20 protein-coding genes are annotated in these 25,321 nt (G+C 72.1%); 14 read left to right on the top strand and 6 right to left on the bottom strand.

Features of this window, described 5'->3' with window-relative positions:
- Positions 1–572: 572 nt before the first annotated feature.
- Entirely contained in the window at positions 573–1,226 is a 654-nt protein-coding gene (locus AB0L65_RS06845; protein WP_364241250.1) for a class I SAM-dependent methyltransferase, read from the top strand.
- A 14-nt stretch (positions 1,227–1,240) separates the two neighbouring features.
- On the opposite strand, the gene AB0L65_RS06840 is transcribed toward AB0L65_RS06845, so the two are convergent.
- Entirely contained in the window at positions 1,241–3,346 is a 2,106-nt protein-coding gene (locus tag AB0L65_RS06840; RefSeq protein WP_364241248.1) for a BTAD domain-containing putative transcriptional regulator, read from the bottom strand.
- 496 nt (positions 3,347–3,842) lie between these two features.
- Here AB0L65_RS06840 and AB0L65_RS06835 point away from each other — a divergent pair, with 496 nt between their 5' ends.
- From AB0L65_RS06835 to AB0L65_RS06820, 4 genes are all read left to right on the top strand, one after another.
- Positions 3,843–4,715, top strand: coding sequence for an alpha/beta hydrolase (locus AB0L65_RS06835; RefSeq protein ID WP_364241246.1), 873 nt, complete (start codon positions 3,843–3,845; stop codon positions 4,713–4,715).
- 138 nt (positions 4,716–4,853) lie between these two features.
- Complete coding sequence (locus AB0L65_RS06830) at positions 4,854–6,050, top strand: cytochrome P450 (protein WP_364241244.1); 1,197 nt, start codon at positions 4,854–4,856, stop codon at positions 6,048–6,050.
- A gap of 22 nt (positions 6,051–6,072) precedes the next feature.
- A complete protein-coding gene (locus tag AB0L65_RS06825) occupies positions 6,073–6,681 on the top strand; it encodes a helix-turn-helix domain-containing protein (RefSeq protein WP_364241242.1) in 609 nt (202 codons plus the stop codon).
- Between the two features lie 50 nt (positions 6,682–6,731).
- Positions 6,732–8,153 (top strand): serine/threonine-protein kinase, encoded by a 1,422-nt coding sequence (locus tag AB0L65_RS06820; RefSeq protein WP_364241240.1) that lies wholly within the window; start codon positions 6,732–6,734, stop codon positions 8,151–8,153.
- On the opposite strand, the gene AB0L65_RS06815 is transcribed toward AB0L65_RS06820, so the two are convergent.
- The gene (locus tag AB0L65_RS06815) at positions 8,117–9,367 is read right to left on the bottom strand and encodes an alpha/beta hydrolase-fold protein (protein WP_364241238.1); all 1,251 of its coding nucleotides are present in this window, start codon (positions 9,365–9,367) and stop codon (positions 8,117–8,119) included. The genes AB0L65_RS06820 and AB0L65_RS06815 overlap by 37 nt on opposite strands.
- A gap of 105 nt (positions 9,368–9,472) precedes the next feature.
- On the opposite strand from AB0L65_RS06815, the gene kstD reads away from it, so the two are divergent.
- From kstD to AB0L65_RS06800, 3 genes are all read left to right on the top strand, one after another.
- Positions 9,473–11,230 carry a 3-oxosteroid 1-dehydrogenase gene (gene kstD, locus AB0L65_RS06810; protein WP_364241236.1) on the top strand — a complete coding sequence of 586 codons (1,758 nt, stop codon included), beginning with the start codon at positions 9,473–9,475 and terminating at the stop codon, positions 11,228–11,230.
- Between the two features lie 41 nt (positions 11,231–11,271).
- Positions 11,272–12,132: an LLM class flavin-dependent oxidoreductase gene (locus tag AB0L65_RS06805; RefSeq protein WP_364241233.1), complete on the top strand. Its 861-nt coding sequence runs from the start codon at positions 11,272–11,274 to the stop codon at positions 12,130–12,132.
- 71 nt (positions 12,133–12,203) lie between these two features.
- The gene (locus AB0L65_RS06800) at positions 12,204–14,042 is read left to right on the top strand and encodes a serine hydrolase domain-containing protein (RefSeq protein WP_364241230.1); all 1,839 of its coding nucleotides are present in this window, start codon (positions 12,204–12,206) and stop codon (positions 14,040–14,042) included.
- A gap of 89 nt (positions 14,043–14,131) precedes the next feature.
- Here AB0L65_RS06800 and AB0L65_RS06795 read toward each other — a convergent pair whose 3' ends face one another.
- Positions 14,132–15,706: an MDR family MFS transporter gene (locus AB0L65_RS06795; RefSeq protein WP_364241228.1), complete on the bottom strand. Its 1,575-nt coding sequence runs from the start codon at positions 15,704–15,706 to the stop codon at positions 14,132–14,134.
- A 104-nt stretch (positions 15,707–15,810) separates the two neighbouring features.
- Here AB0L65_RS06795 and AB0L65_RS06790 point away from each other — a divergent pair, with 104 nt between their 5' ends.
- From AB0L65_RS06790 to AB0L65_RS06765, 6 genes are all read left to right on the top strand, one after another.
- Entirely contained in the window at positions 15,811–16,392 is a 582-nt protein-coding gene (locus AB0L65_RS06790) for a TetR family transcriptional regulator (RefSeq protein ID WP_364241225.1), read from the top strand.
- 115 nt (positions 16,393–16,507) lie between these two features.
- On the top strand, positions 16,508–17,353 hold the full coding sequence (locus AB0L65_RS06785; RefSeq protein ID WP_364241222.1) for a shikimate dehydrogenase: 846 nt from the start codon (positions 16,508–16,510) through the stop codon (positions 17,351–17,353).
- Between the two features lie 9 nt (positions 17,354–17,362).
- The gene (locus AB0L65_RS06780; protein ID WP_364241219.1) at positions 17,363–19,102 is read left to right on the top strand and encodes a TIM barrel protein; all 1,740 of its coding nucleotides are present in this window, start codon (positions 17,363–17,365) and stop codon (positions 19,100–19,102) included.
- 9 nt (positions 19,103–19,111) lie between these two features.
- On the top strand, positions 19,112–19,759 hold the full coding sequence (locus AB0L65_RS06775) for a TetR/AcrR family transcriptional regulator (RefSeq protein WP_364241216.1): 648 nt from the start codon (positions 19,112–19,114) through the stop codon (positions 19,757–19,759).
- Positions 19,760–19,851: 92 nt separating this feature from the next.
- Positions 19,852–21,168: an MFS transporter gene (locus AB0L65_RS06770; protein ID WP_364241213.1), complete on the top strand. Its 1,317-nt coding sequence runs from the start codon at positions 19,852–19,854 to the stop codon at positions 21,166–21,168.
- Positions 21,165–21,941 carry an N-acyl homoserine lactonase family protein gene (locus AB0L65_RS06765; RefSeq protein WP_364241211.1) on the top strand — a complete coding sequence of 259 codons (777 nt, stop codon included), beginning with the start codon at positions 21,165–21,167 and terminating at the stop codon, positions 21,939–21,941. Before AB0L65_RS06770 ends, AB0L65_RS06765 begins: the two co-directional genes overlap by 4 nt.
- Before the next feature lie 36 nt (positions 21,942–21,977).
- Here the strand turns inward: AB0L65_RS06765 and AB0L65_RS06760 are convergent, their stop codons facing one another.
- From AB0L65_RS06760 to AB0L65_RS06750, 3 genes are read right to left on the bottom strand one after another with little or no spacing between them, the layout of a single operon-like run.
- The gene (locus tag AB0L65_RS06760; RefSeq protein WP_364241208.1) at positions 21,978–22,679 is read right to left on the bottom strand and encodes an ABC transporter ATP-binding protein; all 702 of its coding nucleotides are present in this window, start codon (positions 22,677–22,679) and stop codon (positions 21,978–21,980) included.
- The gene (locus AB0L65_RS06755; RefSeq protein ID WP_364241205.1) at positions 22,676–24,454 is read right to left on the bottom strand and encodes a branched-chain amino acid ABC transporter ATP-binding protein/permease; all 1,779 of its coding nucleotides are present in this window, start codon (positions 24,452–24,454) and stop codon (positions 22,676–22,678) included. The genes AB0L65_RS06760 and AB0L65_RS06755 overlap by 4 nt, the downstream gene beginning before the upstream one ends.
- Positions 24,451–25,320: a branched-chain amino acid ABC transporter permease gene (locus AB0L65_RS06750; RefSeq protein WP_364241203.1), complete on the bottom strand. Its 870-nt coding sequence runs from the start codon at positions 25,318–25,320 to the stop codon at positions 24,451–24,453. The genes AB0L65_RS06755 and AB0L65_RS06750 overlap by 4 nt, the downstream gene beginning before the upstream one ends.
- Between the last annotated feature and the right edge of the window lies 1 nt (position 25,321).

Raw genomic sequence — 25,321 nt, 5'->3', positions numbered from 1 at the left:
GGGCCGGTGAGGTCCGGAGAAGGCACGGATATGGGGTGTTCACCGGTATTAGGTGCTCTGCCAACTGAGCTACCGGAGCGTTGCCCCGGGCAGGACTCGAACCTGCGACCGCCCCATTATGAGTGGTAACCGATGAACTTCGACCCGTGCCCTCACCGAACCACGCCGGTGGCCGCCGAGCTGAGAACGAGTACGGATATGAGAATCGGCACCGGATGTGATCTTTTTTACAGAAAGAGATAACCGATGCAGTTCGACCCGTACTCGCACCAGGCCCAACGGATGTGAGGGGCTAGCGAGATAAGACGCTAGCGCACTCGTCAGCGGGTCTCGATCGATTTTCGTGCGATCGTGATCACCCGTCGGAGAGCGCGCTGGTCAGCTCGTCAAGTCGGCCCAGGATGTATGGATCTCGTCTACGACCCACGCGATGCGGATGAACCCGGCCTGGCCGAGCCGTAGCTGCTGTTGGCGTGTTCAGGCGGCCGACCGGGTGAGCTGAGCGGCTGGGTCGCCATACCCCGGTGCAACCGGGCCGCGGCCGTGAATGATGATCGCTAGGGTTGGTCGTCATGGCGCTGCTGTCTCACCTCGACCGTTTCAACAAGCGGCACCCGTGGAGCCACAACGACCACTACGGCAGCTGGGTTGTCGGCCAGGTGGCCGCGTCCGGGGCTGGCCACGTCCTTGACGTCGGGTGCGGGACGGGCAACCTCGCCGCCCGGCTCCGCCGCCGCGCCGCCACCGTCACCGGGCTCGAACCAGACCCCGCGACCGCCCGGGCCGCGGCGGAGCGCTTCGCCGACGACCCCGCGGTCACCATCGCCCAGAGCGACTTCGCCGGGCGCGACCCGCAGCGGCGCTGGGACGCCGTCACCCTCGTCGCCGTCCTGCACCATCTCCCGCTGGTGCCGACGCTGCGGGAATTGCGTGGCTGTCTGGCCCCGGGCGGTCGTCTCGTGGTCGTCGGCTGCTACCGCGCGGCGGGGCCCGCCGATCTGCTCGCGGACCTGCCTGCCATGGTCGCCAACCCGATCATGGGGCTGGTCAAGCATCCAGCCCGCGCCGACGTGCCGCCCCCGCACATGACGGCGCCCACCGCCGTGGCGCAGGAGACCCTGGCCGACATCAGGGCCGCGGCCGCGCAGGAGTTGCCCGGCGCCCGGGTCCGGCGTCGCCTGTTCTGGCGGTACACCCTGGTCTACGACGCTCCCGCCGGGGCCTGAGGGCTTGGGGGCATTCAGCGGAGGAGATCGAGGTGCTGGGAGACCGGGCCCAGGGTGAGGAGGCCGCTGCCCGCTCCGGCCAGCTCCGCCGCCGCGGGTGCGAGTGCGGCGCGGGCGCGCGCCATGGTCTCCCTGTCGCCAAGGGGCGCCGCGGCCCGCGCGACCAGGCACCACATGGCCTCCAAGAGCAGGTCGCGCGGCGGGTCGGGTACGTCACGCAGCTTCGCCGCAGCCTCGCGGCGGTGTCCGAGCCTGAGGAGGACCAGCGGGCGCGTCCACGGCTCGTAGGGGCCGAAGTCGGCGCTGTCGTCGGCCGAGGTGGGTGAGGTGTGGCGCAGGCGCAGGCACAGAAGGGCGAGCGGCAGGAGACCGTGTTCCAGGCCGGGCATGCCGGCGCCGTCCACGCGGGCGGCGGCGGATCGGTAGGCCGCCTCGACCTCCTGCGGCGAGGCCTGGCCGGTCGCGTCGAGGCGCAGCGCTCGATACCACTGGGTGAACACGCCCACCAGCGGCAGCTCGTGCCGCGCGGCCAGGTGATCGGCGGCGGTCGCGTGGGTGTCGGCTCCGGCGAAGTCCGCGAGCGCGCTGCGGGCTTGGAGGCGGATGAGGTGGCCGAGGACCTCGTAGGTGACCAGGCCGTGCCGGGCCGACAGCGCGATCAGCTCGGCGCCGATGGCGTCCCGGTCGGGCGCCAGGCCCGTACGGTGGAACGTCTGCATGAAGACGCCGTTGAGCGCGAACGCCAGCAGGCCCGGGTCGTCCAGGCGGCGGGCGAGCAGCTCCGCCTCCCGGGCGGCGATGGGGCCTCGTGTCGCGTTCGTGCCGCGGGACTCCAGCGCGATGGTGGCCAGCAGGCGGGCTCGCACCGCGTCACGGGCCCCCAGCGGGGAACGTGCCCCGTCAGCGGGAGTGGCAGTGCCGCCGCCCTGTGAGGCCGCGGTCGCATGCTCCGGGAGCGGCGCCGTGCCCGCTGGGGTAGCGGTCATGCCTGCTGGGGTAGCTGTCGGGTCCGGTGGGAGGGTGGTGGCCAGGTCCGGAGTGCTCGGTTGGAGGGCGGCGAGGGTGCGTTCGGCGGCTGCGATCACGTGGCTCGCCTGGTCGGGGTCGTCGAGGCGGGTCCAGATCGCGGGTACGTCGTAGGCGCCGATGACGCGGGCCGTCAGCTCCACGTCCCCCAGTTCCTCGGCCGCCGCGATGGCCGCCACCCGGTGTTCGCGGGCCGCTCGCAGGCCGCCGCCACCCGTCACCGCGAGGTCGCGCATCAGCCCCACCGTCGACTCCAGCCGGGCACGCGCACCCGACGGCACGCTGCGGTCGTAGGCCGCGGCAGCCCGCGCCCACACCGTGTCCGCCGGGCCCTGGCGGTGGGGGACGAGGTGAGGGGCGTGGTGGAGGATGTCCGCCTCCAGGCGGCTCAACCCGGGACCGGGGTCCACGCCCAGGTGCTCGACCAGCAGCTCCCGCGCCCGGCGCAGCACCGCGAGCGCGTCGCCCTGGCGGCCGGTACGGTACAGCGCCAGAGCAAGCAGCCGCCAGCTCTCCTCCCGCCAGGGATGTTCGGCGACGTGCGCGTCCAGGTCGGGGACCGCCTCCCCGGCCAGTCCCAGGTCCAGGCGGGCTTCGGCCTGGCGTTCGACGGCGTGCAGCCGCAACTCCGTCAGCCGGGAGCGTTCGGCACGGGCCCAGGGCTCGTCGGAGAAGTCGGCGTAGGCGGGCCCGCGCCACCATCCCAGCGCCTCCTCGACGCGGGGGAGCATGTCAGCGGGTGACCCTGCGGCGGTCACCGCCCGCTCGAAGCGCCAGGCGTCCACCGCGTCCGGCTCCGCGCGCAACGCGTACCCCGGCCCCTCGGTGACCAGCAGCCGGGCCGGCGACCTGGGCGGGCGCTGCGGCTCCAGCGCCCGGCGCAGTGCCGCCACGAACGTGCGCAGCGCGCCCACCGCGTCCGGCGGCGGGTCCTCCCACAGGTCCGTCACCAGGTGGGCGACCGGTACGACGCGCCGCCGGGCGACGATGAGCCGGGCCAGCACCGCGCGATGGCGCGGCCCCTTCAAGGCGATCGGGTCCCCCGCATCGTCCCAGGCGGCCACCGGCCCCAGCACGCCGAACCTCACCTGCACCGCTCCCGCCACCCCCTTCGACCGGTCATGCCGACCGAGCGATCCGTCGGCCGCCACCAGCGTCCCCGCTCGTGGCGGGCGTCCTTTGCGCCTCGGCGCCGGGCGGGCGGGCAGGCGCCTGAGCGGGCCCGGCCGCGCCAGGCGGGTGGCCCGTCACCGGCCGTGTCCGTCGCCGGTCTCGGGTGCCGCCGGCCTCAGGCGCCGCAGCCCGATGCCAGTGTTGGCCGCTTCCGGTTGCGGGCCGCTCCCGGTCTCCCGGTTGCGGACCTTCCCCGGGGTACGGGCCCGGTCATGGCTCACTCCCGAGTACGGCAGCGCCGCACCAGGTAGGCGGACCTTGCACAGCGGTGGTGCCAAGCCTCGCACACCGGTAGCGCCGCTCCACGCCGCTCAGCCGGCCTCAGGTCACGGTAGCGCGCTGATCGGATGCTCATTCACGCCCGGCACGCTGGAGCCCGCCCCCACCGGAACAAACTCACCGAAAGAGAGGGCCATCGTGGTCATCGAAGGGTTCACCTATCACCGCGTCCCCGTCGCCGACGGCGTGTCGCTCAGCGCGGCCGTCGCGGGGGAGGGCAGCCCGATCGTGCTGCTGCACGGCTTCCCGCAGACCCACCTCATGTGGCGGCACGTCGTCGCCGACCTGGCCGCCGACCACACGGTCATCTGTCCCGACCTGCGTGGTTACGGTGCCAGCGACAAACCCGCCGAGACCGGGCCCGGCACCTACGCCAAGCGGACCATGGCCGCCGATGTCGTGGCGCTGGCCCGGGCGTTCGGGCACGAGCGGTTCGCCCTGGCCGGGCACGATCGCGGCGCCCTGGTGGCCTTCCGCGCCGGGCTCGACCACCCGGCGGCGATCACCCATCTGGCCTGCCTGGACGTGCTGCCGACCGTGGACATGTGGGACGTGATGCGCGGGGCGTCGGCGGCGGTCGGCTTCCACCTCTACCTGATGGCGCAGCCGCCCGGGCTGCCGGAGGCGATGATCGCGGCCTGCCCGGACGTGTTCTTCGGCCACTTCCTCGACGCCTGGACGGGCGACGCGCAGGCGATCCCCGCCGAGGTACGTGCCGCGTACCTGGAGGCCTGCCGCGGGGCGGTCCCCTCGATCGTGGCCGACTACCGCGCCTCGGCCGGCATCGACGCCGACCACGACCGGGCCGACCGGGAGGCGGGCAGGCGCCTGGAGATGCCGGTGACGGTGCTGCAGCAGGACTGGGGCGCCGCCCTCGGCTACGACGCGGCGGCGCTGTGGCGGGCGTGGGCGCCGCGGCTGCGGCACGACACCGTCGGCCACGGCCACTTCATGGCCGAGGAGGCGCCTGCCGAGATCGTCAAGGCCCTGCGGGAACTGCTCACCCGCTGATACGGGGCCCTGGGCGAGCTGGACTCGACCACGACACCCGGACCGGCTCGACCCGCTGACCGGCTCCGCTCGCTCCGGGCCCGAAAGCAATAGACTTCTATCGTTTTCAGGCCACGGTCGATCTCCCGAGGAGCTGGCATGAGCGAGCCTGTAACCCTGCCCCTGTACATGCGCCGGAACGCGTTCGACCCGGATCCCGAGGTCGCGGTGGCGCGCGACAAGGACGGCGTCCGGCGGGAGAAGTCCCCGTTCGGCCTCGACGTCTGGATGGTCAGCCGCTTCGCCGACGTCAGGGAGGTGCTCGGGGACTCCGGGCGCTTCAGCAACGCCCAGCGCAACGTCTTCAGGGCCCCCGGCATGCCGAAGGCGAGCCCCGAGGAGATCGAGCGGTTCCGGGCGGGCAACCTGCTCGCCTTCGACCCTCCCGAGCACACCCGGCTGCGCCGGATGCTGACGCCCGAGTTCACCATGCGCAGGATGCGCCGCCTGGAGCCGCGCATCCGGGACATCGTCACCGAGCACCTGGACGCCATGGAGGCCGCCGGGCCGCCCGCCGACCTGGTCTCGGCCTTCGCCCTGCCGGTCCCGTCCCTGGTGATCTGCGAGCTGCTCGGCGTCCCGTACGCCGACCGGGGCGACTTCCAGCAACGTACGGGGAAGATGCTCGACGTTTCGCTGCCCATTCAGGAGCGGGGCGCCGCCCAGCTCGAGTCGCGCGCCTACATGGCCGAGCTGGTCGCCCGCACCCGGTCCGAGCCGGGCGAGGACCTGCTCGGCATGCTCGTGCGCGAGCACGGCGACGACCTGAGCACCGACGAGCTGGCCGGCATCGCCTCGCTGCTCCTGCTGGCCGGCCACGAGACCACCTCCAACATGCTCGGCATCGGCACCCTGGCCCTGCTGCGCCACCCCGGACAGCTGGAGCTCCTCAGGCGCGAGCCCGAGCGGATCAACGCCGCCGTGGAGGAGCTGCTGCGCTGGCTCAGCATCGTCCACACGGGCACGTTCAAGGTCGCCACCGCCGACACCGAGCTGGCCGGGCAGCCGATCGCGGCGGGCGACCTGGTGGTGTGCGCCCTGCCCGCGGCCAACCGCGACCCGGCCTACATCGCCGACCCCGACCGGCTCGACATCGGCCGCGGCGACATGGGGCACGTGGCCTTCGGCCACGGCGTGCACCACTGCCTGGGCGCGCCGCTGGCCAGGATGGAGATGCAGATCGCCTTCCCCGCCCTCTTCGAGCGCTTCCCCGGACTGCGCGAGGCCGGGGAGCCGGCCGAGTTCCGCGTCTTCAACGTGGTGTACGGGCTGCGCTCGTTCCCGGTGGCCTGGTGACCGGCTGCTAACGTGACGGATCGTGCACGAGCAGGGACAGCGGGCCGACGCGCTGCGTAACTCAGACAAGATCGTCCGGGCCGCGATCGCGAGTCTGCGTGAGAGCGGCCCGGCGCTGTCCCTCGACGAGATCGCCCGGCGCGCCGGGATCGGGATCGCGACCGTCTACCGGAGGTTCGGCGACCGGGACGGGGTGATCAGGGCCGCGTTCCAGACGTACTTCGCCGAAGAGGTCGAACCGCTCGCCCTGGCCGCCCGCGACGCCGACGACGCCGGGAGCGCGCTGACCGAGGCGCTGGCGGCCACCGTGGACACCCTGGCCGCCCACCACGGGCTGCTGCGGGCGGCCCGGGAGTCGGGCGCGTTCACGGTCGACATCGCCGAGCGGTTCATGGGGCCGCTGGGCGCCGTGCTGGCCAGGGCGCAGCGGGAGGGGCGGGTGCGGGCGGACCTGATGGTGCGCGACCTGGCGGCGATCGTCGTGATGGCCCTGGCGACCGTGCATCCAAGCGACCCCGAGCACGCCGATCCGCGCCGCTACCTGGCCCTGCTGCTGTCCGGCGCGCGGCCGTCGCCCGACGAGCTGCCCGTCCCCGTCTGCCCGTCCGTACGCCTCCGAAAGCCTCGCTGAGGGTAGGGGATAGGTCGAACGAGGGTGTTCTCGTGCGGGAGTATGGGGCGATGGATCCTGTACGGGATGGCGACCCTCGGCGGATAGGGCCGTACCGGCTGATCGGGCAGTTGGGCAGCGGCGGGATGGGCCGGGTCTTCCTGGGCCGCTCCCGCGGCGGCCGGGCGGTCGCGGTGAAGGTGGTGCACGCCGAACTGGCCGGCGACGCGGAGTTCCGGCGCCGGTTCGCCGCCGAGGTCGAGGCGGCCCGCCGGGTCGGCGGCTTCTACACCGCCGAGGTGGTCGACGCCGACGCCGATGCCGACCCGCCCTGGCTGGCCACCGCCTACATCCCCGGCCCCTCCCTGGCCGAGGCCGTCACGGGGCACGGGCCGCTGCCGCCCGCGGCGGTCCGCGTGCTGGGGGCGGGCCTGGCCGAGGGGCTGGCCGCGATCCACTCGACGGGCCTGGTCCACCGCGATCTCACCCACCGCAACGTGATCCTCGCCGACGACGGGCCGCGCGTCATCGACTTCGGCATCGCCAAGGTCCTCGACACCGTGCACTTCTCGACGCGCGTCATCGGCACGCCCGGATTCATGTCCCCCGAGCAGGCCCGGGCCGGCCAGATCGGTCCGGAGAGCGATGTGTTCTCCCTCGGCTGCGTGCTCGCCTACGCCGCCACCGGCACCGGGCCGTTCGGCGGCGGCAGGGCCGACCTGGTCGTCTACCGGGTCGTCCACGAAGAGCCCGATCTCGGCGGCGTCCCCGCCGACCTCGTGCCCCTGCTGCGTGCCTGCCTGGCCAAGACCCCGGCCGACCGGCCCCGGCTGGATGACGTCCTCGACCGGCTGGAGGGGCCCGACGCCGTCACCCACTGGCTCCCGCCGGACGTCACCGCCATGATCACCGAACGGGGCACGGCGATCCGCACCCTGACCCGGCCCGGCGACCCCGAACCGCCGAAGCCCCCTGCGCGCGACGCCGGCGAGACGGAACGCCCTGCGGCGGCGATCGAGCAGGGCGGCGGCACCGCGACCGCCGCGGCGACGCTGGCGCTGCTGAGCCTTCCAGGGCTGCTGGCCATGATCTCCCAGGCCGCCGCACTCCTCATCGACCCCGGTCCGCCGGTCTGGTTGATGCTGATGAACCTGATGGTGGGCGTGGCGGAGGCGGTCGTGCTCGCGACGGGAGCGCTGCTGCTGTTCCGGCGCCACGAGGCCGGGCGCTGGATGATCGCGGTGACCGGCGGCGCGGTGGCTCTGCACGGCATGAGCGCCGGCGCGCAGTACCTGCTGACGGGTGGGCGGCTGACGCTGGAGACGCCCGTCTCCGTGCTCATCTTCGTCATCGCCCCGCTGACCGTCTTGGCATCGGCCGGCGCCGGGCTCATGGCCCTGCTCCCGTCCACCGGCCGCTGGTGCCTGAGCCCAAGCCGGGCGGAAGGTCCGGCGCGTCAGGCGTCGGGGCAGCGGGGCGGGGCCGTGCCGTAGGCGTACTGGAGGAAGTCGGTCAGCATCGCGGGCCAGGAGTTCCAGTCGTGGCCGCCCGTGCCGTAGCAGTAGCGATGGCCGACGCCCAGGCCGGTCAGGGTCTGGTCGAAGACGCTCGCGTACGAGCCGAGGATGGCCTCGTTCACCGAGAGGGCCTCGGTGTTCGCCTGGGACGTGGTGCTGTAGGCGCACTCCGCGGGCGCGGGGCCGTGGCCGTCGCCGAGGATGTACTGGCCCGACGGGTCGCGCGGCAGCGACTGACAGCCGCCCGCGTACAGGCCGAGCCTGCCGCTGAAGGGCGCGTACTTGCCCTGCGTCACGAGCACCGCCGGGTTGGCGGCGGGCCAGTCGAGGTCTCCGGAGGCGCTGGTGGTGTGCGGCCCGAACAGGGTGTCCAGCCGGTAGACGAGCTGTTGCCGCTGGTCGAGCACGGGCAGCCAGCCGTCGTACTTGTTGACCCGGTACGGCCCCGGGTCCAGCACGGTGATCGCGGCCCCGGACTGCCACATCGAGTCGGAGACCGTCCGCTGGGCGGGCTTGCCGCGCAGGTCGATGCCCGGCGAGAAGGCGCCGATGACGGAGAACACGTCGGGGTGCGCGGCGGCGTACTTCAGCGTGCCGAACCCGCCCATCGACAGCCCCGCCAGGCCCCGCCCCGACCGGTTGACAATCGTGTTGAAGTTGGCGTCGATCCACGGGATGAGCTGCGAGATGTGGTACGTCTCCCACTTCGGCGCGAAATATCCGTCCGTACGCCCGGCCCAGTCGCTGTACCAGCCGGTCATGCCACCGGTCGGCATCACCACGATCCCGTCGTACGGGTGGCCGGGCGTGGTGCGGATCAGGGACACGAGGTCGGTCTTGGTCGTCCACTCGTCGTAGTTGTCGCCGCCGCCGTTGATGAGGTAGAGGGAGCGGTAGCGGGTGCTCCTGGCGGGGTCGTACCCCGGGGGCAGGTAGACGCGCACGCTGATCTCGTGGGCGAGCGGGTCGATCGCGGGGGTGCCGCCGGCCGCCTGGAAGATCGCCGTCGAGGTCATGACGACGTCGCGCAGCTCGGAGCCGTCGTTCTGGAGATGTCGCTCGACCCGCACGCAGGTGATGCCGTGGCCGTCCGGACGGGGGAGCGTGGTCGAGCACGTCTCGGCGTACGCCGTCGTCGCCGGCGCCACGAGCGCCGCGGCGAACAGGAGCACGGCGGCCAATCGTCGCATCGCATCTCCTCTGCGGACCGTCCCGATCATGGCACCAGGCTTCGGCGGCGGCGTCAACACCCGGCCGCATTGACAGTGAAAACAACCAAGCGCATGCTTGCCGTCATGGTCGAATCCAGCCTCACCCCCCAGGGCCAGAGCCGGCGCGCCCTGTTACGCGGGGCCGCCGTGGCGGGCGGCGCAATGGTCGCGGGCGCCGCGCTCGGCAGCGCGCCGGCCCGTGCCGAGGTCGAGTACGACGTCGTGGTGGTCGGCGCCGGAGCCGCCGGGATGACCGCGGCGCTGACGGCGGCCAAACGCGGGCTGCGTACCGTCGTGGTGGAGAAGGCCCCGACGTTCGGCGGCTCGGCCGCCCGATCGGGCGCGGGCATCTGGATCCCGTGCAACGAGGTCATCCTCGCCGCCGGAGTCCAGGACACCCCGGCCAAGGCCGCCGCCTACCTGGCCCGCGTCGTCGGCGACACCGTGCCGATCGAGCGGCAGCGGGCCTTCCTGTCGGCCGGGCCGGCGATGATCTCGTTCGTGATGCGCAACAGCCCGCTGCGCTTCCGGTTCATGGAGGGCTACTCCGACTACTATCCGGAGTTCACCGGCGGCATGCCGAACGGGCGCTCCATCGAGCCCGCCCAGCTCGACGGCAACATCCTCGGCGCCGAGCTGGCCCACCTGAACGGCCCGTACATCCAGACCCCCGCGGGCCTGGTGGTCTACAGCGCCGACTACAAGTGGCTGACGCTCGCCGCCGTCAACGCCAAGGGCCTCGAGGTGAGCGCCGCGTGCCTGCTGCGCGGCACCGAGGCCGCGCTGCGCGGCGAGAAACCGCTGACCATGGGCCAGTCCCTGGCCGCCGGCCTGCGCGCGGGGCTGCTCTCGGCCGGCGTGCCGGTGCTGCTGAACACCCCGCTGCTCGACCTCAAGGTCGAGTCCGGCCGCGTCACCGGCGTCGTCACGCCCGGCGGCCTGGTCAAGGCCAAGCGCGGCGTGATCGTCGGCTCGGGCGGGTTCGAGCACAGCGCGGCCATGCGCACGGAGTTCCAGCGCCAGCCCATCGGCACGAGCTGGACCGTCGGCGCCAAGGAGAACACCGGCGACGGCATCGAGGCCGGCGAGCGGGTCGGCGCCGCGCTGGACCTGATGGACGACGCCTGGTGGGGCCCGGCCATCCCGCTGCCCGGCCAGCCGTACTTCTGCCTGGCCGAACGCACCCTGCCGGGCTGCCTGCTGGTCAACGGCAACGGCGTGCGCTTCGTCAACGAGGGCGCCCCCTACAGCGACGTCGTCCACGTCATGTACGACCGCAACAGCGCGTCCGCGCCGCACATCCCCGCCTGGCTCATCGTCGACCAGAACTACCGCAACAAGTACCTGTTCCGGGACGTCGCGCCGCTGCTGCCGCTGCCCGACGAATGGTTCGCCGGCGGCGCCGCGTTCAAGGCGTGGACGATCGAGCAGCTGGCCCAGAAGATCGGCGTCCCACAGGCGGCGCTGCGCGGCACCGTCGACCGCTTCAACGGGTTCGCCGCGACCGGCAAGGACCTCGACTTCCACCGCGGCGACAGCGCCTACGACCGCTACTACGCCGACCCGCTGGTCAAGCCGAACCCGTGCCTCGCGCCGCTGTGGCTGCCGCCCTTCTACGCGTTCAAGATCGTCCCAGGGGACCTCGGCACCAAGGGCGGGATGCGCACCGACGCCCGGTCGCGCGTGCTGCGGGCCGACGGGTCGGTCATCCCCGGCCTGTACGCCGCCGGCAACGCCAGCGGAGCCGTCATGGGCCACAGCTACGCGGGCTCCGGCTCGACCATCGGCCCCGCCATGACCTTCGGGTACGTGGCCGCCAACGACATCGCCGACACGCCTTAAAACGATTGCCGTCCCCCGCCGCGGGCCAGCAGCATGGCGGGATGCACTTCTCGATCAACATTCCGAACTTCGGCGACTTCGCCGACCCCAGGACCGTCGCCTCGGTGGCCGTCGCCGCGGAACAGGCGGGCTGGGACGCGCTGTTCGTCTGGGATCACGTCGTCCACGTCAAGAGCAGGCGCCGGGCGTTCGGCGACCCCTGGATGCTGCTGACGGCGGCGGCGCTGGCGACCACCCGGATCAGGCTCGGCACCCTGGTCACCCCGGTCGCCCGGCGCCGGCCGCAGCAGCTGGCCCGCCAGGTCGCCACGCTCGACGCGCTCAGCGGCGGCCGGGTGATCTTCGGCGCGGGCCTGGGCGGGCCGATCGAGGACGAGTACGGCAGCTTCGGCGAGCCCACCGACCCGGTCGTGCTCGCCGAGCTCCTCGACGAGGGCCTGGACCTCCTCGCGCGCTACTGGAGCGGCGAGCCGGTCACCCATCACGGGCGGCACTTCCGGGCCGAGGACGTGACCCTGCTGCCGCCGACCGTGCAGCGCCCCCGCCCGCCGGTATGGGTCGCCGGGTTCTGGCCCAACCGCAGGCCGATGCGCCGGGCCGCGCGCTGGGACGGCGCCGTCCCGCTGTTCGGGCCGGGCTCGCACGGATACGGGCCGCCCGTCGACCAGGTGCGGGAGCTGGCCGCGTACGTACGTGAGCAGCGCGAGGACGACGGCCCCTTCGAGCTCGTCGTCGGCGGTATCAGCCCCACCGGCGCCGCCCAGGCCCGCGACCTGCTCGGCCCGCTCATGGACGCCGGCGCCACCTGGTGGGACGAGCGCCAGCCGATCGACGGCGCCGACCTGGACCGGCTCGCGCCCGTGCTGCGCCGCATCGAGCAGGGCCCGCCCACCGTGGGGTGAATCGAGGAGTGTCTGCGGTCTGCCATGATTCAAACGCAGTTGGTGACCATTGCCCCCTGAGGAGTTCCCCCTTGGACCGCAGACATTTCCTCACCCTGACCGGCGCCGCGGGCCTGGCGGCCGTGGACTTCGCCCGGCCGGCGCTGGCGGCGGGCTTCCCGTTCGCCGACGCGGGGGTTCCCGATGAGCTGCATGCCAAGATGGGGGAGCTGGCGCCGTACGGCGTCACCACGGTTGCGTTCACGCCGACCGGTGGCTGGGTGATCGTCACCCAGGACGGCCGTTATTTCGCCCGCGGCGTGCCCGACGCGTGTTTCGCCGAGCTCGGGAAGATGGTCAAGGCCGGGGCGAAGATCCACTGCGTGGCCTTCCCGCCGGAGGGCGGCGACCGCTGGGTGATCACGAGTGACAAGGGGATGGCGGCGCGCGGCCTGCCCGAGGCGTGCCACCAGCGCGTCAGCGACTCCTACACCGCCGGTCGGCAGGTCGTGCACGTCGCGTTCCCGCCGGCCGGCGGCGACCGCTGGGCGGTGGCCGACACCACGGGCTTCTACGCCCGGGGCGTCGACGACGAGTGCTACCAGATGATGCGCAACCTGACGCAGGGCGGGCGCCGCCTGACCGGCGTCGCCTTCCCCAAGGGCGGCGGATGGGTGGTCGTGGCGCAGGACGAGTTCCACGCGCGCGCCATCGACGACGCCTGCTTCAAGAAGCTGAACGAGCTGGCCGCCGGCGGCTGGCAGCTGCACAACGTCGCCTTCTCCGCGGCCGGCGGCTGGGTGGCGAGCACGCGCGGCAAGGTGCCCGCGCTGCCCGCCGACCGGGCGCGGCAGGTCGAGAACGCGGTGGGCGGCGCGACCATCTGGCAGCGGATGAACGCGTGGAAGACGCCGGGGGTGGCCGTCGCGGTGGTGGTCGGCAACAAGATCGCCTGGTCCACCGGGTACGGCTGGCTGGAGGCCGGCAGCGGCGCCGCCGCGCACCCCGAGACCGCCTTCCAGGCCGCCTCCATCAGCAAGGCCGTGGCCGCGGTCGGCGTCATGCGCCTGACGCAGACGCTCAAGCTGCCCCTGACCGGCGACATCCGGCCCCACCTGGGCTGGACCCTGCCGCGCCGCGACTGCGTCACCTCGACGGCGGTGCCGACCATCGACCGCGTGCTCACGCACCGGGCCGGCCTCATCGGCCGCGGCTCCACCTCCCCGGCCGACGCCTGCACCGGCTTCGACACCGGCGGCGGCGGCTTCGCCGGCTACGGTCCCGGCGCGACCGTGCCCTCGCTGCTACAGGTCATGAACGGCGAGGGCAACTCGCCGAAGATCGAGCTCACCACCGCCCCGGGGGCCGAGTTCCACTACTCCGGCGCCGGGTTCGTGCTGGCACAGCGGATGGTGGAGCAGAAGAGCGGGCTGCCGCTGGCGTCGTACATGGACAAGGAGGTGTTCGGACCGCTCGGCATGAAGAACAGCTCCTACGCGCTGTCACCGGGCTTCGAGCTGGCCGCCGGCCACACCGCCACCGGCACGGTGATCTCCGGCAAGCGCAACCGCTACCCGGAGTCGGCCGCCGCCGGCCTCTACACGAACGTCCTCGACCTGTGCCGCCTGGTGTCCTACCTCAACAAGGCGTGGACCGCCTCCGGCGACATCGCCGGGCCGCTCACCAAGGCCTCGGTCCGCACGCTGCTCACCGCGGGGCCCGAGCCCACCATGGGGCGGGGCTTCTTCATCGCCGGCTCCGGGACGAAGAACTTCTCCTACACCCACGACGGCTCCAACTACGGCTTCAAGTCCGTGTTCAAGGGCTATCCGGAGCTCGGCGCCGGATACGCGATCCTGGCCAACGGCAACAACATGGGCCTGGTCAACGAGATCGCCGCGGCCGTCCGCTCGGTCTACGGCTGGGCCTGACGCGGCCCTCAGCGTACCGCGTCGGGACCCGTCCCGCTCCGGAGCGACCCGCGGCTGACCATGAACTGGCGAATCCTTGCTGTCGCAGGTCAGGCGTTGGCCGGGGCCTCCTCCTTGGCGGGCTCCGGCAGGTCCAGGCTGTCGCGGAGCTTGGCCGGCTTGAGGAAGGCCGCGGCGACGAGGCCGACGACGGCGATCGCGGCCGAGATGAGGAAGATGTGGCCGGTGGCGTCGCCGTACGCGGACCTGACGATCAGCTTGATCGGCTCGGGCAGCGCGGCGAGGTTGAGGCTGCCGCCCGCCGCCTGCCCGCCCGCCGGGATGCCGGCCTTGGCCAGGCCCTCGGCGATGTTGGACGCCACCCGGTTGGCCAGGACGGCGCCGAGCACCGACACGCCGACGGTGCCGCCGAGCGAGCGGAAGAAGGTGATCGCGCCGCTGGCCGCGCCGATCTCGCGCAGCGGGACGGTGTTCTGGATGACGAGGACGAGGTTCTGCATCGACATGCCCACGCCGACGCCCACGGCCAGCATGTACGCGGAGATCAGCACCATCGAGGTCTGGTGGTCGATCGTGGCCAGCCCGGCGAAGCCCAGCGTCAGGACGACCAGGCCGGCCAGGATGTACGGCTTGGTCTGGCCGCTCCTGGAGACCATCCGGCCGCTGATCGTCGAGGAGAGCAGCACGCCGGCCATCATCGGGATGGTCAGCAGACCCGCGGCGGTCGGGCCGTACCCGCGCCCGATCTGGAAGTACTGGCCCAGGAAGACCGAGCCGCCGAACATCGCCATGCCGACCGCGAGGCTGGCCAGGATGGCCAGGGCGGGGGTGCGCCTGCTGATGACATGCAGCGGCACGACCGGCTCCGTGACCCGGGACTCGACCCAGGCGGCCAGCGCGAGCAGGAGCACGCCGCCGCCCGCCATGGCCGCGGTCTGCCAGGACAGCCAGTCGAACTCGTTGCCGACGAAGGTGACCCAGATGAGCAGGACGCTGACGCCGGCGGCGATGAGGGTGGCTCCCCAGTAGTCGATGCTCACGTCCGAGCGCCGTACGGTCGTCACGCGCAGGGTCTTGGTCAGCAGCGTGAAGGCGACGACGGTGAACGGCACGGCGATGAAGAAGCACCAGCGCCAGCCCAGCCAGGAGGTGTCGGAGATGAGGCCGCCGAGCAGCGGGCCGCCGACGGTGGCCACGGCCATGACCGCGCCGAGGTAGCCGTTGTAGCGGCCGCGCTCCTTGGGAGTGATCATCGCGGCGATGATCACCTGCGTGAGGATCTGCAGGGCGCCCATGCCCAGGCCCTGGATCGCGCGGAAGGCGATGAGCTGCCCGGTGTTCTGGGCGAAGCCGCAGGCCAGCGAGCTGACCATGAAGATCACGATGGAGATCTGCAGGAGCAGCTTCTTGTTGAACAGGTCGGCCAGCTTGCCCCAGATGGGGGTGGAGGCGGTCGAGGCCAGCAGGGAGGCCGTGACCACCCACGTGTACTGCGACTGGCTGCCGTCGAGCGCGCCGATGATCTGGGGGAGCGCGACCGAGACGACCGTGCCGCTGATCATCGCGACGAAGAGGACGAGCAACAGGCCGCTGAGGGCCTCCAGAACCTGGCGGTGGGCCATCGGCTCCGCCGCCGGCGACGGCGCCGCCGTCTGTGCGCTCATGCGCGAACCTCCAAATGAGTACGTGGGACCGGGACACCATACATGCTCAATGGGAAACTTTGCGCACTGGGCATCTATTCCCGCCGGGTAAGCTTGCCTGCGTCATGGACAGCACAATGGGGTTGCGCGAGCGCAAGAAGGCCGAGACCCGCAGAGCGGTGCACGAGGCCACGCTGCGGCTGGCGATCGAGCACGGCCTGGACAACGTCACGGTCGAGGCCATCGCCGACGCCGCCAACATCTCGCGCCGGACGTTCTCCAACTACTTCGACGGCAAGGAGGAGGCGCTGCTCTACGGCGACGAGCAGCGCCTGCTCGAACTAGTGCGGCGGGTGCGCGAGCAGCCGCCCGAGCTGTCGGCGTGGCGGGCGCTGCGCAGCGCGCTCGACATCTTCGAGGTCGAGACCGTCGCCCCCGACCGGGAGTGGCAGGTGCGCACGAGGCTGGTCATGCGCCACCCCTCGCTGCTGGCCAGGCAACTGGCCAGCCGGATGCGCCTGGAGCGGGAGCTGTGCGCGGCGGTGGCCGGGCGCGAGCAGGCCGGAGGCGTCGGTCCCGAGGTGATCGCCGCCGCCTTCCTGGTCGCGATGCGCATCGCGACGCAGAAGTGGCTCGACGACGAGTCCCGGACGATGCGGGAGGTCACGGAAGAGGTGCTGGACCAGATGGCCCAGCCGTTCGCCTGACCCCCTGGGGCCGGGGAAGGGCCGGTGGCGGCCCTCGTCTAGCCAGCTAACTCACTAGTACGTACATTAGGAGGCGTCCAACGCACCTGTCCCATCCGCCGGAGAGGAAGAACTGATGGCCTCGTTCCTGACCGGGCTGGTCGGCTCGGGCATCGGCCCCTCGCTCAGCCCGCCGCTGCACGAGCGGGAGGCCGTCCACCACGGGCTGCACTACGTCTACCGCCTGCTCGACACCGACGTGCTCGGGCTCGACGTGGGGGAGCTGGTACGCACCGCGCGCCGCTTCGGCTACGACGGGCTCAACATCACCCACCCGTGCAAGCAGAGCGTCATCCCGCACCTGGACGACCTGTCGCCGGACGCCCGCATGCTCGGCGCCGTCAACACCGTCGTGTTCGACGGCGAGCGGGCCATCGGGCACAACACGGACTGGACGGGGTTCGCCGAGTCGTTCGCCCGCGGCCTGCCCGACGCGCCCACCCGCCGGATCGTGCAGCTCGGCGCGGGCGGAGCGGGGGCGGCGGTCGGGCACGCGCTGCTCACCCTCGGCGCCGACCGGGTCACGATCCTCGACGCCGACCCAGGCCGGGCGGTGCGGCTGGCGGCGGAGCTGAGCTCCCGGTTCGGCGCCGGCCGGGCCCGCGCCGCCACCCAGGACGAGCTGCCCGGACTGCTCGCCGAGGCGGACGGGCTGGCGCATGCCACACCCACCGGCATGGCCCACCACCCGGGGCTGCCGCTGCCCGCGGCGCTGCTGCGCCCCGGCCTGTGGGTGGCCGACATCGTGTACCGGCCGCTGGAGACGGAGCTGCTCAAGCAGGCCCGCGCGGCGGGCTGCCGGACGCTGGACGGCGGCGGCATGGTCGTCTTCCAGGCCGCGCACGCCTTCCGCCTGTTCACCGGCCGCGAACCCGACACCGAGCGCATGCTCGCCCACCTGACCGACCTGGTGACCGTCTGAGGAGAAGTCATGCGCAAGTCCATCGCCACCGTGTCGGTGAGCGGCACGCTGACCGAGAAGCTGGACGCCATCGCCGCCGCCGGGTTCGACGGCGTGGAGATCTTCGAGAACGACCTGCTGGTCTGCCCGCTGCCGCCCGAGGAGATCCGGGCCCGCGCCGCGGACCTGGGGCTCTCCATCGACCTCTACCAGCCCTTCCGCGACTTCGAGGCCGTGCCCGCCGACCTGCTGGCCCGCAACCTGCGCCGCGCCGAGCACAAGTTCCGGACCATGGAGCGGCTGGGCGCCGACCTGCTGCTGGTCTGCTCCAACGTCTCGCCGGAGGCGATCGGCGACGACGAGCTGGCCGCCTCCCAGCTGCGGCTGCTCGCCGAACGCGCCGCCGAGCACGGGATCCGCATCGCGTACGAGGCGCTGGCCTGGGGCCGGCACGTCAACGAGTACCTGCACGCCTGGCGCCTGGTGCGCATGGCCGACCACCCGAACCTGGGCACCTGCCTGGACAGCTTCCACATCCTCTCGCGCGGCTCCGACCCGATCGGCATCGAGGCGATCCCCGGCGAGAAGATCTTCTTCCTCCAGCTCGCCGACGCGCCGCTGCTGGCCATGGACGTGCTGCAGTGGAGCCGCCACTACCGCTGCTTCCCCGGCCAGGGCAACTTCGACGTGGCGGGGCTGGTGCGGCACGTCCTCGACGCGGGATACGCCGGCCCGCTCTCGCTGGAGGTCTTCAACGACCACTTCCGCCAGGCCGGCACCGCCCGCACGGCCCGCGACGGCATGCGCTCGCTCATCGCCCTGGAGGACACCCTGTACGGGGCCGCGCATCCGGCCGTCCCCACCGGGTTCGCCTTCGCGGAGCTGGCCGACCCCGAAGCTCTCGGCGGAGTCCTGAGCGCGCTCGGCTTCCAACGTACCGGGACGCATCCCACCAAACCCGTCGAGCTGTGGGAGCAGGGCGGGGCGCGGCTGCTGCTCAACGCCGCAGGCGGGGAGGCGGCGCTGGTCGCCATCGGGCTGGACAGCCCTGACCCCGGCACGGCGGTCAAGCACGCCGAGTCGCTGCTGTCGCCGGTCCTGCCGCGCGAGCGCGCGCCCAGGGAGGCGCGCCTGGACGCCGTCGCCGCCCCCGACGGCACCGAGATCTTCTTCTGCGACACGGCCTGGCTCGACGACTTCGACCCCGCGAGGCCGCTCTCTGGGCCGGTCGCCGGGGAGATCACCCGCATCGACCACGTGGCCCTCACCCAGCCGGTCCACTACTTCGACGAGGCCGAGCTATTCTACCGCACCGTGCTCGGCCTGCGGCCCCAGGAGAGCCTGGAGCTGGCCGACCCGTACGGGCTGCTGCGCAGCAAGGCGATGTCGGCCGCCGAGGGCGCGGTCCGGATGGTCATCAACCTCACCCAGGTCGGCGCCAGGGACCTGCCGTGGCAGCACGTCGCGCTCGCCTGCGACGACGTCGTGGCCGTCGCCCGCCGCCTGCGGGCCGAGCATCCGGAGCTGCTGCTGCCCATCCCCGCCAACTACTACGACGACCTGGAGGCCCGCCACGACAACGTCGACCCCGAGCTCAGGGAACTGGGTGTGCTGTACGACCGGGACGCCCACGGCGAGTTCCTGCACCTGTACACCGTCACCGTGGGCCGCGTCTTCTTCGAGCTCGTCCAGCGCACGGGCGGCTACCAGGGGTACGGCGCCGGGAACGCCCCGATCCGGCTCTCCGTGCAGCACGCCGGACCTCACTAAGATGACCGAATGACCACGCAACCCGTCGCCTCCGAACGCCAGCGGGACGCCGAGCGCACCAAGGCGGAGATCCTCAAGGTCGCCCAGCAGGAGTTCGCCCGGCACGGGTACGCGGGCGCGCGCGTGGACGAGATCGCCGAGCGCATGCGCACGACCAAGCGCATGATCTACTACTACTTCGGCAGCAAGGAGCGCCTCTACATCGCGGTCCTGGAGAAGGCCTACACCGAGGTCCGGGCGATGGAGCGGACGATCGACGTCGAGCACCTGGCCCCGGTGGAGGCGATCCGCACCCTGGCGGAGCTGACCTTCGACCACCACGACCTGCACCGCGACTTCATCAAGCTCGTCGCCATCGAGAACGTCCACCAGGCCGAGCACATCCGCAAGTCCGAGGTGCTGGCCAACCTCGGCACGCCGGTGCTCGACGTCATCTCGCGCATCCTGGACGCGGGGCAGGCCTCGGGCGAGTTCGTGACCGACGCCGACGCGATCGACGTGCACATGATGATCAGCTCGTTCTGCTTCTTCCGGGTGGCCAACCAGCACACGTTCGGCGCGCTGTTCGGGCGCGACATGGCGGCGCCGGAGCACCGCGACCGGCTGCGCCGGATGGTGGGCGAGATGGTCGTCGCCTACCTCCGCGGTCAGGCCTGACCCACCGTCGTTCAGGTAACCGATTGGCAACACCCTTGTAATGTACGAACTGGTGAGTTAGTTTCCTGCCACTGCGCTATGCCATTCCCCCCGTGAGGAGCATAATCGTGACGGTGCAGGGCAAACCTCGCAAAGCGGCTATAGCTGCATGGATCGGTAGTGCCTTGGAGTACTACGACTTCTTCATCTACGGCACCGCGGCCGCGCTCGTCTTCAGCAAGATCTTCTTTCCGTCCAGCTCGCCCGCCACGGGTACGCTCCTGGCCCTGGCCACCTTCGGCGTCGGCTATCTGGCCAGGCCGGTCGGCGCGTTCGTGCTCGGGCACGTGGGCGACAAGTTCGGCCGCAAGAAGGTCCTGGTCACCACGCTGGTCATGATGGGCGCCTCGACGTTCCTGGTGGGCTGCCTGCCCACCTACGACCAGGTCGGCGTGCTCGCCCCGGTCCTGCTCGTGGTCCTGCGCCTGCTGCAGGGCTTCTCCGTCTCCGGCGAGCAGGCCGGCGCCAACTCGATGACGCTCGAACATGCCCCCGACAACCGCCGGGCCTACTACACCAGCTTCACGCTCAACGGCACCCAGGCCGGGCAGATCATCGCCACCGCGATCTTCCTGCCGATCGCCGCGCTGCCCGAGGACCAACTGCTGAGCTGGGGCTGGCGGGTGCCGTTCTGGCTGAGCATCGGGGTGGCCGCCGTCGGGCTGGTCATCCGCCGCACGCTGGAGGAGACGCCCGCCTTCGAGCAGGAGGTCGCCACCAACAACGTGGCCAGGATGCCGCTGGCCGTGCTCTTCCGCGAGCAGCGGGGGGACGTGCTGCGCGTGGTCGTGGCCGCGGTCATCGCCTCGGTGAGCACGATCTTCACCGTCCACGCGCTGTCGTACGCCGTCAACACCATGCACCTGGAACGCGGCCCCATGCTGTGGGTCGGCGTGCTGGCCAACGTCGCCGCGGTGATCACGATCCCGCTGTGGGGGCGGCTGTCGGACCGGATCGGCCGCAAGCCGGTCTTCATCGGCGGCTCGCTGGGCTGCGCGGCGCTGATGTTCGCCTACCTGTGGTCGATCTCCATCGAAAGCTACCCCCTGATCTTCGTCGTGGGCATCCTGATGTTCGGCGTCGTGCACAGCGCCACCAGCGGCGTCTGGCCGTCGTTCTACGGTGAGATGTTCACCACCCGGGTCCGCCTGTCGGGCATGGCGATCGGCACCCAGATCGGCTTCGCGATCGCCGGCTTCGCGCCGACCGTGGCCACGGCGCTGGCGGGCACCGGCCAGGACAGCTGGCTGGGCGTGTCGGTCATCACCGCCGTCGTGTGCCTGGTCAACGTGGTCGCCGTGGCCACCGCCCGGGAGACCTACCGCGTCCCCACCGAGCAGCTCGGGCTCAAGGAACCGGTGCGGGTGTGACCGGTTTCCGCGTGTACGCCCTGCGCTACGCCGAGCGCGACGCCCGGCGTGGCGAGCACTTCCACGGCTACGACACCCGGGGAGCCGAGCCGCACCCCACCGCGTACTACGTCTGGCTGGCCGTCGACGACGAGCACACGGTCGTCATCGACACCGGCATCGCCCGGGCCCGCGCGGAACGGGCCGTGGGGCTGCGCTACCTGGCCTCGCCGGTGGAGGCGCTGGCCCGGCTGGGCGTGGCGGCGGACGCCGTCGATCACGTGGTGCTGACCCACCTGCACTACGACCACACCGGCACCGCCGGCGAGTTCACCTCCGCCCGCTACGTCCTGCAGCGGGCCGAACTGGACTACTGGACGGGACCCTGGGCCGAGCGCGTCACCGGGGAGCGCTGGTTGCTGAACGACGACGACCTCGCCCACCTCCAGGCCGCCCGCCGGGACGGCCGCGTGTCCCTGCTCGACGGCGACGCGACCGTGGTCCCCGGGCTGAGCGTGCACCTGGTCGGCGGCCACACGGCCGGCATGCAGGTGGTACGCGTGCGCACCGCCCGCGGCCACGTCGTGCTGGCCTCCGACGCGAGCCACTTCTACGAGAACATCGAGGGCGACCGGCCGTTCCCGATCCTGCACAGCATGACCGGCATGTACGGCGCCTTCGACCGGATCAACGAGCTGGCCGACGGGCCCCACCTGGTGGTCGCCGGTCATGACCCGGAGGTGCTCAAGCGCTTCCCCCTGCTGGAGCCGGACATCGCGGAGATCGCCGGCTGACCCACCCCCCGGCCGCGGGGTGCCGCAGCCGGGGGGTCACAGGCCGAGGTAGATGCGGCGGACCTGGGGGTCGTCGCGGAGCTCGGCCGAGGTGCCGGTGGCGGCGATCTCGCCGTTCTCCATCACCAGGCAGGTCGTGGTGACGTCGAAGGTGAGCTTGGCGTTCTGCTCGACGAGCAGGATGGCCAGGCCGTCGGCGTTGAGCCGCTTGAGCACGGCGGCGATCTCGGCGACGAGGATCGGCGACAGCCCCATCGAGGGCTCGTCCAGCAGCATCACCTTGGGGCGGCACATCAGCGCCCGTCCGACGGCCAGCATCTGCTGCTGGCCCCCGGACAGGGCCCCCGCCAGGCGATGGCGCATCTCGCGCAGCACCGGGAAGACCTCGTACACCTCGTCGATCGGCGTGCGCTTCCAGCTTTGCGTGTAGGCCCCGAGCAGGAGGTTCTTCTCGACGCTCAGGCCGGGGAAGACGTGCCGGCCCTCGGGGACGTAGCCGATGCCGTGCCGCACCAGGGTGTGCGCGGGCGTGCGCAGCAGGTCGTGCCCGCCGAAGTCGATCGCGCCGGCCTGCCGGGGCGCCAGGCCCATGACGGCCTTGAGCGTGGAGGTCTTGCCCGCGCCGTTGGCGCCGATGATCCCCAGTGACTGGCCGGGTTCGACGGTGAAGGAGACGTCGTGGGCGGCCCGTACGCCGCCGTAGTGGACGGAGAGGTTCTCGACGGTGAGCGTGCTCAACGGGTGGCCTCCTCGGCGGTGGGGGCGGTCATCGAGTCGCCGAGGTAGGCGGCCACGACGTCGGGGTGCACGGCCACCTCGGCCGGCGGGCCGTCGGCGATGACGCGGCCGCCCGACAGCACGGTGACCTGCTCGCACAGCGACATGACCAGGCCCATGTTGTGCTCGATGATCACGACGGTCACGCCGGAGTCCCTGATGGAGCGGACGATCTCGCCGAGCCGGCGCACCTCCTCACCATTCATTCCGGCGGCGGGCTCGTCCAGCAGGAGCAGGCCGGGCCGCATGGCCATGGCGCGGGCCAGCTCGATGCGCCGCTGGATCCCGTACGGCAGCGAGCGCGGCTCGGCGTCGGCGACCTCGCCCAGCCCGTACCGCTCGATGAGCTCCGCGGCCCGCTCGCGCAGCTCCCGCTCGTAGCCCAGCACCTTCCAGGGCAGGCCCGGGTAGCGCCAGATCCATGTGGTGGGAGTGCGGTCCAGGCCGACGAGCAGGTTCTCGCGCACGCTGAGGTCCTCGAACAGGCGCAGGTTCTGGAAGGTCCTGGCCACGCCGCGGTGCGACAGCCGGTACGGCGCCGCCCCCGTCACGTCGCGCCCGCGCAGCCGCACCGACCCCTGGGTGGGCGTGTAGAAGCCGCTGATGACGTTGAACAGCGTGGTCTTGCCCGACCCGTTGGGCCCCACGATGCCGCGGATCTGCCCGGCGGGCACGGTGAGCGACACCCCGTCGAGCGCGACCAGGCCCTTGAACCGCTTGGTCACGTCCCGGACCTCCAGCACGTCGCCGTCCGAAGGGGCGGGCGCGGCGGCCTCGTACGGCCGGAAGGGGCCGAGCTGGGCACGCGAGCCGTCGCGACGGCGCCGCAGGAGCTGGCGGGGCAGCCCGGCCAGGCCCTTGGGCGCGAACACCACCACGAGCACGACCACGAGGCCGTAACCGAGCTGGGCATAGGCGGAGGCGTCCAGCAGCGCCTCCCTGACCAGGGAGAGCGCGACGGCGCCGACGACGCAGCCCAGGATGCTGCTCCGGCCGCCGATGATCACCATGGCGAGCAGGAGGAACATGTTCGCGATGTTGAAGGACTCGGGAGCGACGAAGCGGATGAGCCCGGCGTACAGGACGCCCGCGACGCCGCCGTACAGGCCGGACAGCACGAAGGCGGTCATGCGCAGCAGCGGGATCTCCGCGCCCAGCGCGCCCGCCGCGAGGTCGTCGTCGCGCATGGCACGCAGCCGGCGGCCCAGCGGCGAGTGGGCGACCAGCAGGGCGAAGGCCAGGACGAGCGCGAAGACGATCAGCTCGACGTAGTAGAAGAGGTAGCCGCTGGACAGGTCGAGGCCGAACATCGGCGGCACCGGCACATCGCTGATGCCCTCGGCGCGGCCCGCGACGGTGGCGTTGGTGACCCAGTTGGTGAAGGCCAGGGCCAGGCCGAGCGTCACGATGCCCAGGTAGTGCGACTGCATGCGCAGCGCGGGCACCCCCACGAGCGCGCCGAAGACCGCGGCGGCCACCACCGCCAGGACCGCGGCCGTCCAGAAGCCGAAGCCGGCCTGCGTGGTGAGGATGGCCACGGTGTAGGCGCCGACGCCGAAGAAGGCGACCTGGGCCAGGTTGATCTGCCCGGCCACCCCCATGGTCAGGCCGAGGCCGACGGCCAGGATCGCGAAGATGATCGCCACGTCGGCGACGTGCATCGAGTAGCCGCCCAGGACGTAGGGGAGCAGCCAGGCGGCCACGGCGACGGGGACGAGCCAGGCCAGACGTCTCATGCGCGGTTCACCGTGGCCTCTCCGAAGATGCCGGTCGGGCGGATCATGACCACGGCGGCGAACACCAGGAACGTGACCAGCTCCGAGTACTCCTGGAAGTTGCCCGCGGCGAACGCGTCGAGCAGCCCGAAGGCCAGCCCGCCGACGATCGCGCCCGGCATGCTGCCGAAGCCGCCCAGCATGGCGGCCGCGAAGCCCTTGATGCCCAGGGTTCCGCCCATGGTCGGGTTGACGTACAGCATGGGCCCGATCAGGCTGCCCGCCAGCGCCGCCAGGCCCGCGCCGATGGCGAAGGCCATGGCGTTGCTGCGCCCGACGTGGATGCCGACCGCGGTGGCGGCCTGGTGGTCCATGGCGACCGCCTGCATGGCCGCGCCGCGCTTGGTGCGCTGCAGGAACAGCGCCAGCAGCCCGGTCGCCGCCGCCGCGACCGCGATCACGAGCACGTTGTACGTGGGGATGCGGACGCCGGCCAGGTCGATCGGCTCGGTGGCGACGGGGGAGGGCACGGCGTGGCCGGTGGCCCCCCAGACGAGGACCGCCCCCGCCTCCAGGACCGCGCCGAAGCCGATCGTGCCGATCAGCATCAGCGTGAAGTCCTTGTTCTCCAGGGGGCGCAGGAAGCGCTCGATCACCAGGCCGATGAGTCCGGTGACCGCGATGGCCACGACGATCGCGACGGCGAAGGGGAGCCGGCTGGCCAGGTAGAACGTGGAGGCGGCGTACGCGCCGATCATGACGACGCTGCCGTGGGCGAAGTTGACCAGCCCCATGGTGCGGTAGACGATCGAGAACCCCATCGCCACCAGCGCGTACACCGCTCCGAACGTGACCCCGCCGATCAGGGTCTGGAGGAATACCTGCACG

It is taken from the genome of Nonomuraea sp. NPDC052116, from assembly GCF_040680035.1.
Classification (GTDB): domain Bacteria; phylum Actinomycetota; class Actinomycetes; order Streptosporangiales; family Streptosporangiaceae; genus Nonomuraea; species Nonomuraea angiospora_A.
The sequence above is the reverse complement of the archived record's forward strand: the minus strand, read 5'-3'. Positions and strand labels throughout refer to the sequence as shown.